This window comes from Massilimicrobiota sp. An134 (assembly GCF_002160815.1).
Lineage (GTDB): Bacteria > Bacillota_I > Bacilli_A > Erysipelotrichales > Coprobacillaceae > Allocoprobacillus > Allocoprobacillus merdigallinarum.
The window spans coordinates 1-13,883 of sequence record NZ_NFLH01000019.1 but is presented as its reverse complement, the minus strand read 5'-3'; the positions used below and the strand labels follow the sequence as shown (position 1 = coordinate 13,883).

Genomic DNA, 13,883 nt, shown 5'->3' with positions numbered 1-13,883 from the left:
TGAGGAGGTATTTATGAAAAAGAAATATCAAGTGTTAGGTCTGATTATTTTAATGATATGTTCTATTGTATATGATTTTCAAAAACCAGATGTTCAAAAAGAAGAGACGATTTCTTTGTCTTATGTTATTTTAGAAGGGGAATTTTTAAAAACAGGAAAGTATGAATTTGAAGGTGAAAAAACAATTCAGGATATTATTGATGAGGTTGGCGTTTCTGATCAGGCTAATTTAAACTCTGTAAAGGGTGATAAGATTGTTGAAGATGAAAGTCGTTTATATATACCACCCCAACAAGAGCATGCGATTTCTTTAAATAATGCTTGCCAAGAGGAACTTATGAGTTTGCAGGGAGTAGGCGAAAAAACAGCGTTAAAAATTATTGATTATCGTCAACAACATCCTTTTGAAACAATTGAGGATATTATGAATATCAGTGGAATTGGAGAAAAAACATATTTAAGGCTTAGGGAACATCTATGCTTATAAGATATCATTGTTTCTATTATGCATTAGGACTTCTATGTCTGACATTGGGAAAAGTTCTTCATCCACTTTTTTATTTGTTATTAGGGGTTTATGCTATTTTTGTTTATCGACGATTATCTTTATATCATTTATGTTTGATGATACTTTTATGTATCATTTTTTATTTACAGCCACATTATATTTTACAATTACCTTCAGTGATTGAAGGTGAAGTCGTCAAAGCAAGTGAAAAATATTGTTATTTGAAAATAGATATAGGGACCGTTAAGCTTTATCATCAGGAAGCTATTGAATATGGTGATGTGATTAAAGCAAAAGTTGCACCACTAGAGCTTTATGAAAATACAAATGATTATGCTTTCTGTGAAAAAGATTATCTTTATGGACAAAAGATTTTTCATAAAGCTTATTTACAGACATTACTCAAGCAACAGCATCATCCTACATTTTATCACTGGCTGGAACAGCGTTTATCAGACCATCAGGATATAAATGATTATCAGAAATTATTTATTTTAGGTGAAAGAAATGAAAGTATTCATGATGATTATCAGGTTTTGACAGATTTATCTTTAGTCCATATGTTTGCTTTATCAGGTATGCATATTCATATTTTGTATGCTCTCATCAAAAATGTTCTTGGTTTATTTCTGCCACGTTCTTTGTCTCGATTGATAACCTATTTATTGATTGGTTTTTATATTTTTTCTATCCCAATGCTTGTGTCTTTATATCGTGCTTTTTTTGTTTTATTGTTGTATGATTTATTGAAAAAGTGGCTGAATAAATTAGATGTTTTTGCTATTTTGATTATGGCATCTTTATTTTATAATCCTTATATCATTTTTAATATTTCTTTTGTTTTTTCTTATTTTGTTTATTTTATTGTTTTATTGACACAACATATGCGTTATTCTTCATTTTGGATTTATTTATCTTCTTTACCTATTATTCTCACACTTAATGCTCAAATTCCACTGATTGCTTTTTTTGTTAGTGATATTTTGAATCTTTTTATTGAATATTTTTATAGTTTATGTATTTTTTCAATTATTTTTCCTGCTTTAGAAATTATTTTAAAATATTATGTAAGTGTTTTTCAAAGTATTTTATCATTTTTAGAAACAATCAATCATTTTATTGTTTTTTCAAAACCTACATTAGCATGGCTTGTCTTGTTTTATTTCTTTTATTTTCGACTTTTATTACGTCAGGAGATCCAGCATCGCTATCGCCATGATATATGTGCTTTAGTTTCATTAATGCTAGTGTTAAATGTATGGAGTCAATATAAGATTTATGGAGAAGTGACAATGATTGATGTTGGACAAGGAGATTGTACTTTGATTCGTTTACCAATGAATCAGGGGCATATTTTAATTGATACTGGAGGTCATCAGGAATATGATTTGGCTACACAAACAATTATTCCCTATTTAAAGTCAGTTGGAATTTCACATTTAGATTATGTTTATATTTCTCATGATGATTTTGATCATTGTGGAGCATTAGATTCTTTGCTGGAACATTTTTCAGTTGGACAAGTGATTGATAGTTTTGAAGAGAGTCGACAAATTGGATGTGCTCATATTCAAATGTTAAAAAGTGACAAAATTTATAGTGATTCAAATGACCAGTCTTTACTCATGTATGTGACTTTACCAGCTATGAATATCCTGTTCATGGGGGATGCTTCTGTTGCTGTTGAAAAGGATGTTGAAAAACAGCTTCAAGACTTAGATGTTGATGTTCTTAAAGTATCTCATCATGGAAGTGCAACGGCTACATCAGCCACTTTTTTATCACAAATTCATCCTGAAATTGCAATGATTGGTGTCAAGAAGGGTAATATGTATCATCATCCATCATTAGAAGTGATTGAACGATTGCAAAGAAAAGGAATCACAATTTTACGTACTGATCAAGATGGGATGTTTCATATTCGATTTTATGGAAAAGAGCGTTACATTTTAAGGTGATTCATGTATAATGATAGGCGTGGGGTGATTCTATGAATTTTGTTATTTATGGTGAAGATAAATTATTAATGGAACAAAGATTGAAGACATTAAAGAAAAAATATCATATTCAGGAAGATGATATGAATATTGTGACATATTGGTGTCAGGACACACCGTTATCATCTATCATAGAAGATGCTTTAACACCACCTTTTTTAAGTGAGTATAAAATGATTGTTGTGAAAAACCCCGTTTTTTTGACAACTCAAAAACAAAAAATAGCAAGTGATGAAGATATTCAAAAATTTATGGATTATTTAAAACTAGACAATCCTACTACAGTTCTTGTCATCTATCATGATCAAAGAAATTTTGATGAAAGAAAAAAAGTTGTTAAAGAGTTGCGTAAAAATGCTCATTTTTATGATATTGAAAAAATGGATGAACATCAATTATATAAAGCCACACATCAGGCTATTAAAAGTCGTGGCTGTGAGATTGATGAAGAAGCTTTAAGGTTGTTTTTATCACGTATGCCAAATAATTTATTAGAAATTTCTCAGGAAGTTCAAAAACTTTGTTTATATACAAAGCATATTACAACACAGACAGTTGATTTGTTAGTGAGTAAACAGATTGAAGAAAATGTGTTTGAATTAACTCAAGCTATTTTAAATAAGGAAACAGCGAGAAGTTTTCGTATTTATAAAGATCTTATTATGAATAATGAAGAACCAGTGAAATTGATTGTGTTGATTGGAAATGCTATGCGTTTATTATATCAGGTGAAATTGTTGGATAGAAAAGGCTATAATGATAAAGAGATAGCCCAAATGTTATCTATTAAATCTGGCCGTTTGTGGTATATTAGACGAGATAGTCGAAATTTTGATTTGAAAGAATTATTGGTTTGTATTGATGAATTATCACAACTTGATATTGCGATAAAAACAGGAAAAATTGATAAATACAAGGGTTTAGAACTCTTTTTAATGCGAATGGGAGGAAATGGAAAATGGAATCAATGAGAGAATTATTTAAAATTGGTGTTGGGCCCTCTTCATCACATACGATGGGACCTCAAAGGGCAGCCTTAAAAATAAGTGAAATGTATCCTGAAGCCACACATTTTCATGTTGATTTACATGGTTCATTGGCTTTAACAGGGAAGGGACATTTAACTGATTATATAATTGAAAAGACTTTTGCGCCAAAACCTGTTCAATTTTCTTTTAAAAGTGAAGAATTACCTTTTCATCCTAATGGCATGATTGTTCATGTTTATAAGGATGATGTAGAAATGAAAACGGTAGAAGTTTATTCTATTGGTGGTGGTTCCATCCTATTTAAAGGAGATTTGGCTCAAGATCCAGTTCAGGTATATCAACAAAATACAATGAAAGAAATACTTGACTATGTAGATGTTCATGGTATTTCTTTATATGATTATGTTTTAGAAAATGAAGGTGAAGATTTTGATCATTTTCTTTCTGATATATTGGAAGCTATGTTTGAAAGTGTTGAAAATGGTTTGAAAAAAGAAGGAGTCATTCAAGGAAAGCTAAAATTAAAAAGAGTAGCAAAATCAATGTTTCAACAGGCGCAAAATACGCGACGTGAAGCTGATCGTGAAAGACTATTTATTTCTAGTTATGCTTATGCTGTGTCAGAAGAAAATGCTGATGGTGGACAGATTGTGACAGCACCAACATGTGGGGCGAGTGGTATTATGCCAGCTATTCTTTATTATTGTTATAAGCAATTACATATTGAAAAGAAAGATTTGATTAAAGCTTTAGCTATTGGCGGTTTATTTGGTAATGTTGTTAAAACAAATGGTACAATTTCTGGTGCTGATGGTGGTTGTCAGGCAGAAGTAGGAACGGCCTGTGCAATGGCGGCTGCTACAATGGCTTGGATATATGAACTTAATAATTCGTTAATAGAGTATGCTGCTGAAATGGGATTAGAACACAATCTAGGATTGACTTGTGATCCTGTAGGTGGTTATGTTCAAATTCCATGTATTGAGCGTAATGGATATGGATCATTACGTGCATTAGATGCAGCAATGTTAGCTAAACAGTTAGGTTATTTAAGAAAAAACAAAGTGTCTTTTGATACTATTGTCAAAGTCATGAAAGAAACGGGTAAAGATTTATCTAGTGATTATAAAGAAACCTCTCTAGGTGGATTGGCGAAAGAATTTGGTTTATCATGAGTGCTTTATATGTTCATGTTCCATTCTGTCAGCATATTTGTAGTTATTGTGATTTTTGTAAAGTCTTTTATGATGAAAAATGGGCCTGGGATTATTTAAAAGCTTTATCTTTTGAAATAAAAGATAAAGCTTTATCAACATCTTATGATAGTATCTATATTGGTGGTGGAACACCAACTGCTCTTACTTATCAGCAGCTTCAATACTTATTTGAATTATTAAAACCTTTTTCCAAACAAGTTCAAGAATATAGTATCGAAGTCAATCCAGAAACAATGGATCAAGAAAAATTAGAGCTTTGTTTTCAAAATGGTGTCAATCGTTTAAGCATTGGTGTCCAGACCTTTCGTGATGATTTATTAAAAAAGATTGGTAGAGTTCATACCTCTAAACAAGTTTTAGAACTCATAAAAGATGCTCAAACAATAGGCTTTCAAGATATTAATATTGACTTGATGTATGGTTTACCAGATCAGACATTAGAAGATGTTCAAGCAGATATTCAACAATTATGTCAATTAGACATAGGACATGTTTCCTATTATGCGTTGATTTTAGAGGATCATACAATCTTAAAAAATATGAATTATCAGCCTTTGGATGATGAAGAAGATGCCAAGTGGTATCATTTTATACGTCAGGAATTAAAAAAATATGGTTTCCATCAATATGAAGTGAGTAATTATTATCGTTATAAACCATCGTTACATAATCTTGTATATTGGCATTATCAGGATTATGAGGGGATTGGTCTTTCTGCACATTCGTTAAAAAAACATCATCGTTATGAAAATACAAAATCTTTGACACGTTATTTGAATCATCATTATTTAGAAAATGATATTCCATTGTCTATGGAGGATTGCTTGTTTGAAAAAATAATGATGGGTTTACGTTTGAATGAAGGGATTTCTCTTGAGGAAATGAATAGATTATTTGATATTGATTTTCAAGTGAAATATCAAGATGTCATTACTAAATATCAAAATATGAATTTTTTAGAAATAACGAATGGATATTTAAAAACAACATCTTTAGGGATGGATTATCTCAATAATATTTTAATAGATTTTTTAGAAGATGAACAGGGATGACCTGTTTTTCATTCTTTTTTAGCACAAAAGTGTTGACAGTGCTAAAAAGATGAGTATAATGTAATTAGCACAAGAGGAAAAGGAGTGCTAAAGGAGGCTATGATATGCTGACAGCTAGGCAATTACTGATTTTAAAATGTATTGTTGAAGAATTTGTGGAAACGGCTGAGCCAGTAGGATCAAAAACCTTAATGACGAAATATCAGCTTCCTTATTCGAGTGCAACAATTAGAAATGAAATGTCGTTTCTAGAAGAACACGGTTACTTAGAGAAGACGCATACGTCTTCAGGGCGTGTCCCATCAACAAAAGGATATCGTTTTTATGTCGATACCTTGATGCAACCTAGTGTAGATGACGAGGTGAAAAATCAGGTTTCAACAATTTTGGGAGATCGACATCGCTCTTTAAATGAAATTATTAAAGAGAGTTGCCAAATTTTAAGTCAATTGACTCATTTGACAACAGTCGCATTAGGACCAAATGCAATTTATGAACATTTACAGAATATTACACTTGTTCCTTTATCTGAACATACTGTGACAGCCATTATCGTCACAGATAAAGGACATGTTGAAAATCGAAACTTCAATATTAAAAATAATGCTTATATGGAAGATTTAACGAGTTGTGTCAATGTCATGAATGAATTGCTTGATGGAACACCAATGAATCAAGTCGTTTATCATTTAGAAAGAGATGTCAAACCTATATTAAGTGCTCGTATTAAAGAACATGAAGTTCTATTCAATGCTTTCTTGGAAGCATTTATGAAGTTTGCGAATAACAATGTTTATTTTTCTGGAAAAGAGAATATGTTATATCAGCCAGAATATAACGATGTGAATAAATTACGTCGTTTAGTAACTGCATTTGAAAATTCACAATCTTGGAAAAGTTTGGAACCGATTGCTTTGGAAGATGGTGTAACGGTCAGAATTGGAAGTGATTCACCAATAAAGGATTTAAATGATGTTTCGGTGATTTCAGCTTCGTTTAAAACAGGGAATGAGTCTAAAGGATCTATTTCAGTCATTGGGCCAACACGTATGCCTTATGAGAAAGTCGTTTCTTTAGTTGAGTATATTTCAAAGAGCTTAGAAGAAGTTCTTGTAAGTCAAAATGATGAAGATGATGAATAGAGGTGAAACAATGGCAAAGGAAAAGGAAACTGAAAAAGAAGAAGTGACAGAAGAAGTTGTAGATGAACAAACAAATGAAAATGAAGAAAAGCAAGATGAGAATACAACAGAAAGCTTAGAAAAGCAAATGAAAAAATTGGAAGAAGAAGTCAATACATGGAAAACGGATTATTATAAAGTTTTTGCAGATATGGAAAACTTAAAAAGACGTTTAGAAAAAGAACATCAAAATTCATTAAAATTTATGATGCAGTCATTTATTGAAGAATTGCTTCCAGTAGTGGATAATTTTGAACGTTCGTTGAATGTGCAAAATCCAAGTGAAGAAGTTCAAACTTTCTTGAAAGGTTATCAGATGATCTTTGATCAGTTGATGAACATTTTAAAGAAAAATGGTGTAGAAGTGATTGAAGCTCAAGGTAAAGAATTTGATCCAAATCTACATCAGGCAGTAATGACAACACAAGATGAAAATTTTGATCACAATGTTGTTGTAGAAGAACTTCAAAAAGGTTACAAATTGAAAGATCGCGTTATTCGTGCGTCTTTAGTCAAAGTCAATGAATAAATTTTAGGAGGATGATCATTATGGGTAATAAAATTATTGGTATTGATTTAGGAACAACAAACTCATGTGTAAGTGTGATGGAAAATGGTGAAGCAAAAGTTATTGCAAATCCTGAAGGATTAAGAACAACCCCATCTGTTGTTGCTTTCAAAAATGGAGAAATTATTGTTGGTGAAGCTGCTAAACGTCAAGCAGTTACAAACAAAGAAACTGTTATGTCAATTAAAAGACATATGGGTACAAACTATAAAGAACATGTTAATGGTAAAGATTATACACCTCAAGAAATTTCAGCTATGATTTTACAAAACTTAAAAGCAACTGCTGAATCTTATTTAGGTGAATCAGTTAATCGTGCTGTTATTACAGTACCTGCATATTTCAATGATGCTCAACGTCAGGCAACAAAAGATGCTGGTAAAATTGCTGGATTAGAAGTTGAACGTATTATCAACGAACCAACTGCAGCAGCATTAGCATTTGGTGTTGATAAATTAGATAAAGAACAAAAAGTTTTAGTTTATGACTTAGGTGGAGGAACATTTGACGTTTCTATCCTTGATTTAGCTGATGGTATGTTTGAAGTTTTAGCTACTGCTGGTGATAACCATTTAGGTGGAGATGACTTTGACCAAGCTATCATGAACTGGATTGTTGCTGAATTCAAAAAAGAACAAGGTGTTGACTTAAGCAACGATAAAATGGCTATGCAACGTGTAAAAGAAGCTGCAGAAAAAGCGAAAAAAGATGTTTCTGGTATGATGCAAACTCAAATTTCATTACCATTCATTTCGGCTGGTCCAGCTGGTCCATTACATCTTGAATTAACACTAACAAGAGCTAAATTTGATGAATTAACACATGATTTAGTTATGCGTACAGAAGGACCTGTAAGACAAGCATTAAGTGATGCAGGTATGTCTCCAAGTGATATTGATCAAGTTTTATTAGTTGGTGGTTCTACACGTATTATTGCAGTTCAAGAATCAGTAAAGAGATTACTTGGAAAAGAACCTAACAAATCAGTAAACCCTGATGAAGTTGTTTCTATGGGTGCTGCAATCCAAGGTGGAGTTATTGCTGGAGATGTTAAAGACATTGTCTTACTAGATGTAACACCATTATCATTAGGTATTGAAACAATGGGTGGAGTTATGACTGTCTTAATTGAAAGAAATACAACTATCCCAACAACTAAATCACAAATCTTCTCTACTGCTGCTGATAATCAACCTGCTGTTGATATCAACGTATTACAAGGTGAAAGAACAATGGCTAAAGATAATAAACAATTAGGTTTATTTAAATTAGATGGTATTGAACCTGCACCTAGAGGAGTACCTCAAATTGAAGTAACTTTCAGCATTGATGTTAACGGTATTGTTAATGTTAAAGCAAAAGATATGAAAACACAAAAAGAACAATCTATCACTATTCAAAACTCAACTGGTTTAAGTGATGAAGAAATTGATAGAATGGTTAAAGAAGCTGAAGCAAATAAAGCTGATGACGAAAAGAAACGTAAAGATATTGAAACAAGAAATAAAGCTGAACAAATGATTAATGAAATCGATAAAGCTTTAGCTGAACAAGGCGATAAGATTGATGATAATCAAAAAGCTCAAGCTACTGCTTTAAGAGATGAATTAAAGAAAGCATTAGATGCTAACGATATGGCTACACTTGAAGCAAAAATGAGTGAATTAGAACAAGTTGCTCAACAAATGGCAGCATATCAATATCAACAATCACAACAAGGAGCTAATCCAACAGGTGATGCTTCAAATACAGCAACTCAAGATGATGATGTTGTTGATGCAGATTTTACAGAAAAAAATTAAAATAAAGCCAAGGCTTTGCCTTGGTTTTATCTAGTCAAGAGGTGAGATTATGGCTGAAAAAAGAGATTATTATGAAGTGCTAGGTATATCAAAGAGTGCCAGTGCTGATGAAATAAAAAGAGCATATCGTAAAATGGCTAAAAAATATCACCCTGATGTCAATAAGGAACCTGGAGCAGAAGAAAAGTTTAAAGAAGTTCAGGAAGCCTATGATGTTTTATCTGATGACAATAAAAAAGCTGCCTACGATCGTTATGGTCATGCTGCATTTGATCAAGCTGGTGGATTCGGTGGAGGAGCCGGAGGCTTTGGCGGATTTGGTGGCTTTGAAGATGTTGACTTAGGAGATATTTTTGGTTCATTCTTTGGTGGTGGAGGATCACGTCAAAGAAAAAGTGGACCTATGCGTGGTGAAGACCGCTTTGTTCAATTAGAAATTGATTTTATGGATGCTATTAAAGGTAAGAAGGCAGAAATTAAAATCAATTATGATGAACAATGTTCACATTGTCATGGAACTGGTGCGAAAACACCTAACGATTATCAGACATGTTCTAGATGTGGTGGAACAGGTACGATTCGTACACAACAACGTTCACCTTTTGGAACATTTGTAAATCAAACAACATGTCCTGATTGCCATGGTACAGGTAAAGTGGTTAAAGAAAAATGTCCTCACTGTCATGGTAATGGATATGTCAATAAAAATATAACAGTTGAATTAAATATACCAGCTGGTATTAATACACACCAACAGTTACGTGTTCAAGGTAAAGGACGTCGTGGTACAAATGGTGGACCTAATGGTGATTTATATGTTGAAATCTATGTCAAACCACATCAACACTTCCAACGTGATGGTAGAAACATTTATATTTCTATTCCAATTTCAGCAGTTGATGCCACTCTAGGTTGTGAAGTAGATGTCCCAACGGTTTATGGTGATGTGACATTAAAAGTTCCAGAAGGAACACAACCAGGTACAACATTACGTTTAAAGGGTAAAGGTGTGAAGGATTTACGTAGTGATAATTATGGAGATCAATTTGTTAAAATTGATGTTAAGATTCCTACAAAATTATCTCGTGAAGAAAAAGATCTTTATCATAAGTTAAAAAAAGCCGCAAAAAAAGAATCAATCTTTGATCAATTCAAAAAAGGTTTTAGAAGATAGCATGAATTTGTTATCTTCTTTTTTCATATGATAGGGTATAATGATTGAATAAAAGGGTATAAAAAAAGCATCCAGGAAGGATGCAATCTTTATCATTAAGCACTTTTTCTAAGAGTTCTTAATTCTCTTGCTGAAATTTTTACTTTTTTTGGTTTACCATTGACTAAAATAGTAGCTTTTTGTAAGTTAACATTCCATTTTCTCTTAGTTGCATTTAATGCATGAGAACGAGAATTACCAGACATAGGTCCTTTTCCGCTCACTTCACATTTTCTAGCCATTATATTCACCATCCTTTACAAAGTGTCATTCACATACCTAAGTATAATATCATTAATAAAAAGAAAATGCAAATACTTTTTTATATAAACATAAAAAATATTTTGTATTTGAACGTAAATATAATATATGAAAAATATGAATATTTCAATATTTTTTTAAATTTTATTTACAAGATAATATAAGTGGGTTATAATGCGTATGCATTGTTATGAAATAATTGTCAACAATTTAAAAATAAGATATAATATAGTTAACTATTTATGAATTTATGATAAGAACGGAGGAATAGTTATGATAACAAAAACAACTGATTTAGGAGATATTCATCTTTCATTAGATGTCGTTGCTAGCATTACTGGGGGTGCTGCAACTGAATGCTATGGAGTTGTTGGAATGGCAAGCCAAAAGATTATGAAAGATGGTTTTTATGATCTTTTAGGTAAAGATAATTATGCTAAAGGGATTGTCGTAGAAGATGGGGAAACAGGAATCATTTTAAATGTCTATATTATCGTTGGATATGGTGTCAAAATTTCTGAGGTTGTTTATGAAGTTCAAAAGAAAGTGAAATATGTTTTAGAAACAACTTTAGATATTGATATTGAAGCAGTGAATGTTTTTGTACAAAGCATTCGTGTAACAGATTAGTGGAGGGTTAACATGAGAATCATTGATGGTAAACAGTTTAAAGAGATGGTTATAACAGGTGCGACTGTTTTGCATAATAATCATCCAGAAATTGATGCACTAAATGTTTTTCCTGTGCCTGATGGAGATACAGGTACAAATATGTCTTTAACATTTAGTTCTGGGGCAGATGAGATTGAAAAGTTAGATTCTAACGATATATATGAAATTTCAAAAAAATTATCTAAAGGTTTATTGATGGGAGCAAGGGGAAACTCTGGTGTTATTTTATCACAGATCTTTAGAGGTATTTCTATGGCTTTTGAGGGAAAATCTCAAGTGGATGCTGTAGAATTAGCACAAGCTTTACAAAATGGAGCAAAAGTAGCTTATAAAGCTGTTATGCGTCCTGTTGAAGGTACAATTTTAACTGTCATAAGAGAATCAAGTGAAGCTGTTGTAAAATATGCAAAACCTGGTATGGAAATCGAAGATGTTTTTTCTTACTTTGTAAAAGAAGCTGAAGAATCATTGGAAAGAACACCAGAACTTTTACCTGTATTAAAAGAAGTTGGTGTTGTTGATAGTGGTGGTGCTGGTCTCTTATTGATTTTAACAGGGTTTATGGCTGCTTTAGCTGGTGAAGAAATTGAACGTGTAGACATTAATAACGATAATGCAAAAGAAGCACTTGTTGATGTTGAATCTGATAGTGAAGATGCATATGGTTATTGTACAGAATTTATTTTTAGATTGGATCCAGCAAAAATAAAAGTTTTTAAAGAAGAAAACTTACGTAATGAACTAGAAAGATTACCTGGTAATAGTATTGTTGTTGTTCAGGATGAAGATATCGTTAAAGTTCATGTGCATACATTAAAACCAGGAAATGCTTTAAATGTGGCACAAAGATACGGTGAGTTTATTAAATTAAAGATTGAAAATATGCAAGAACAGCATAATTCTATTTTAGAAGCTAATAGTACACCTGCTGCTAATGCAAAAGCTACATTAACAGCACCAAAGGAAGAACCTAAGGATGTGTCTATTATTAGTGTGGCTGCTGGTGACGGTATTAAAGATATGTTCTTAGAATTGCATTGTGATTATGTTGTCAGTGGTGGGCAAACAATGAATCCTTCTGCTGAAGATATCGTTCAAGCTATTCGTGATGTTAATGCAAAACATGTCATTATATTACCAAATAACTCAAACATTGTGATGACAGCACAACAGGCAGCTATTATTTTAGAAGATGAAGTAGATGTTCATGTGATTCCTTCTAAAACAATTCCACAAGGTTTATCAGCATGTATTATGTTTAATCCAGAAGTGTCTTTAGAAGACAATTTAAATGAAATGAATGAAGCTATTGCAAATGTGAAAACAGGACAAGTGACTTTTGCGATTAAAGATACAAATATTGATGGTGTGGATATTAAGGCTAACCAATATATGGCATTATGTGAAAAAGAGATTATTGCCTGTGTTCCAAATAAAGTAGAAGCTTTAAAAGAAACTTTAAATGGATTGGTTGATGAAGATTCAGAAATTATTACTTTAATTTATGGTGAAGATGTAACTGAAGACGAAGTTGAAGATATTGAAAGTTATGTTGAAGATCACTTTGAAGCTGAAATCGAATGTGTAAATGGAAAACAACCAGTATATTCATTTATTGTAGGTGTTGAATAGAATATTACGAAAGACAGGATAATATTTAAAAATATTTATTATAGAATACGGAAGGCTCGATTTTATCGAGCTCAATGGAGTCAACTTAGTATATTAGACTAGGTGACTCTTTTTTTATTTCTGTAATTCTTGTGGTATGACTATATGTACTCTTTATTATTATGCAAAAAAAAGCGCATAAAGCCCCTGTTGATTTTTTTCGTTTTTTAAAATTTTATCCCATTAAATTTATGATACAATATAATTGTATTCTTAACTACGGGGATATTGTCATAAGCACTGATTTGTATCGTCTGACTTTTGGATTGTTTCTTCCATCAAGTCTGAAGCGATAGCTTGGTGGTGAAATCATGACTCGTCCCCATCGTTGGTAGTGCCTGTTTGGGCGAACAGGCACTTTTATTTTGTCTAGCATCTTCTCTATCTGTTCTATCTTCTTTTTTAGCTGTCTTTTTTTACCATTGATCATTGAAAGCAGAATGTTGACATCATGTATGATTTCATGTAGCTGTGCTATGTTGACAACATACTGTCTATTTGACTCTTTCATTTCAAGTGAACGATTCAACTCTTTTCTCATGATTCCTGCAATATTATGAAACAGTACCTTTGCATATATATCATTTCGTGCAACATCACCATCACTGCTTATATGCCTTTCTATCTCCTGGCCTGTTTTGAGTGTCTTGTATGAAACTTCGATATCCCATCTATATGTATATAGCTCAATGATTTCCTGAGCAGAGAATTCCTCTCCTAGGTTGGTAAAGAAAATAAGCTCTTTCTGACAC

13 protein-coding genes are annotated in these 13,883 nt (G+C 32.1%); 11 read left to right on the top strand and 2 right to left on the bottom strand.

What is annotated here, in order from left to right; translation table 11 throughout:
- Positions 1-13 precede the first annotated feature (13 nt).
- The 9 genes from B5E79_RS08515 to dnaJ all read left to right on the top strand — a co-directional run bounded on the left by B5E79_RS08515 (position 14) and on the right by dnaJ (position 10,488).
- Entirely contained in the window at positions 14-487 is a 474-nt protein-coding gene (locus tag B5E79_RS08515) for a ComEA family DNA-binding protein (RefSeq protein ID WP_087297689.1), read from the top strand.
- Positions 478-2,466 (top strand): DNA internalization-related competence protein ComEC/Rec2, encoded by a 1,989-nt coding sequence (locus B5E79_RS08510; protein WP_087297688.1) that lies wholly within the window; start codon positions 478-480, stop codon positions 2,464-2,466. Before B5E79_RS08515 ends, B5E79_RS08510 begins: the two co-directional genes overlap by 10 nt.
- A 32-nt stretch (positions 2,467-2,498) precedes the next feature.
- Positions 2,499-3,476: a DNA polymerase III subunit delta gene (gene holA, locus B5E79_RS08505; protein ID WP_087242870.1), complete on the top strand. Its 978-nt coding sequence runs from the start codon at positions 2,499-2,501 to the stop codon at positions 3,474-3,476.
- On the top strand, positions 3,464-4,669 hold the full coding sequence (locus B5E79_RS08500) for an L-serine ammonia-lyase, iron-sulfur-dependent, subunit alpha (RefSeq protein ID WP_087297687.1): 1,206 nt from the start codon (positions 3,464-3,466) through the stop codon (positions 4,667-4,669). The genes holA and B5E79_RS08500 overlap by 13 nt, the downstream gene beginning before the upstream one ends.
- Complete coding sequence (hemW, locus tag B5E79_RS08495) at positions 4,666-5,763, top strand: radical SAM family heme chaperone HemW (protein WP_087297686.1); 1,098 nt, start codon at positions 4,666-4,668, stop codon at positions 5,761-5,763. The genes B5E79_RS08500 and hemW overlap by 4 nt, the downstream gene beginning before the upstream one ends.
- A gap of 104 nt (positions 5,764-5,867) precedes the next feature.
- Positions 5,868-6,905 carry a heat-inducible transcriptional repressor HrcA gene (hrcA, locus tag B5E79_RS08490; RefSeq protein ID WP_087242864.1) on the top strand — a complete coding sequence of 346 codons (1,038 nt, stop codon included), beginning with the start codon at positions 5,868-5,870 and terminating at the stop codon, positions 6,903-6,905.
- Positions 6,906-6,915: 10 nt separating this feature from the next.
- Positions 6,916-7,473 carry a nucleotide exchange factor GrpE gene (gene grpE / locus B5E79_RS08485; protein WP_241146898.1) on the top strand — a complete coding sequence of 186 codons (558 nt, stop codon included), beginning with the start codon at positions 6,916-6,918 and terminating at the stop codon, positions 7,471-7,473.
- A gap of 20 nt (positions 7,474-7,493) precedes the next feature.
- Entirely contained in the window at positions 7,494-9,314 is a 1,821-nt protein-coding gene (dnaK, locus tag B5E79_RS08480; protein ID WP_087297685.1) for a molecular chaperone DnaK, read from the top strand.
- 49 nt (positions 9,315-9,363) lie between these two features.
- On the top strand, positions 9,364-10,488 hold the full coding sequence (dnaJ, locus tag B5E79_RS08475; RefSeq protein ID WP_087297684.1) for a molecular chaperone DnaJ: 1,125 nt from the start codon (positions 9,364-9,366) through the stop codon (positions 10,486-10,488).
- A 95-nt stretch (positions 10,489-10,583) separates the two neighbouring features.
- On the opposite strand, the gene rpmB is transcribed toward dnaJ, so the two are convergent.
- A complete protein-coding gene (gene rpmB / locus B5E79_RS08470; protein WP_087242858.1) occupies positions 10,584-10,769 on the bottom strand; it encodes a 50S ribosomal protein L28 in 186 nt (61 codons plus the stop codon).
- A gap of 292 nt (positions 10,770-11,061) precedes the next feature.
- Between rpmB and B5E79_RS08465 the strand changes: the two genes are divergently transcribed.
- Positions 11,062-11,418: an Asp23/Gls24 family envelope stress response protein gene (locus B5E79_RS08465; RefSeq protein WP_087242856.1), complete on the top strand. Its 357-nt coding sequence runs from the start codon at positions 11,062-11,064 to the stop codon at positions 11,416-11,418.
- A gap of 12 nt (positions 11,419-11,430) precedes the next feature.
- Complete coding sequence (locus tag B5E79_RS08460) at positions 11,431-13,092, top strand: DAK2 domain-containing protein (protein ID WP_087297683.1); 1,662 nt, start codon at positions 11,431-11,433, stop codon at positions 13,090-13,092.
- 256 nt (positions 13,093-13,348) lie between these two features.
- On the opposite strand, the gene B5E79_RS08455 is transcribed toward B5E79_RS08460, so the two are convergent.
- A partial coding sequence (locus B5E79_RS08455) for a transposase (RefSeq protein ID WP_241147475.1) occupies positions 13,349-13,883 on the bottom strand: 535 nt, incomplete at its 5' end.

Coding starts and splice junctions, on each gene's coding strand:
- B5E79_RS08515 (WP_087297689.1), top strand. CDS start 14: ATGAAAAAGAAATATCAAGTGTTAGGTCTGATTATTTTAATGATATGT.
- B5E79_RS08510 (WP_087297688.1), top strand. CDS start 478: ATGCTTATAAGATATCATTGTTTCTATTATGCATTAGGACTTCTATGT.
- holA (WP_087242870.1), top strand. CDS start 2,499: ATGAATTTTGTTATTTATGGTGAAGATAAATTATTAATGGAACAAAGA.
- B5E79_RS08500 (WP_087297687.1), top strand. CDS start 3,464: ATGGAATCAATGAGAGAATTATTTAAAATTGGTGTTGGGCCCTCTTCA.
- hemW (WP_087297686.1), top strand. CDS start 4,666: ATGAGTGCTTTATATGTTCATGTTCCATTCTGTCAGCATATTTGTAGT.
- hrcA (WP_087242864.1), top strand. CDS start 5,868: ATGCTGACAGCTAGGCAATTACTGATTTTAAAATGTATTGTTGAAGAA.
- grpE (WP_241146898.1), top strand. CDS start 6,916: ATGGCAAAGGAAAAGGAAACTGAAAAAGAAGAAGTGACAGAAGAAGTT.
- dnaK (WP_087297685.1), top strand. CDS start 7,494: ATGGGTAATAAAATTATTGGTATTGATTTAGGAACAACAAACTCATGT.
- dnaJ (WP_087297684.1), top strand. CDS start 9,364: ATGGCTGAAAAAAGAGATTATTATGAAGTGCTAGGTATATCAAAGAGT.
- rpmB (WP_087242858.1), bottom strand. CDS start 10,769: ATGGCTAGAAAATGTGAAGTGAGCGGAAAAGGACCTATGTCTGGTAAT.
- B5E79_RS08465 (WP_087242856.1), top strand. CDS start 11,062: ATGATAACAAAAACAACTGATTTAGGAGATATTCATCTTTCATTAGAT.
- B5E79_RS08460 (WP_087297683.1), top strand. CDS start 11,431: ATGAGAATCATTGATGGTAAACAGTTTAAAGAGATGGTTATAACAGGT.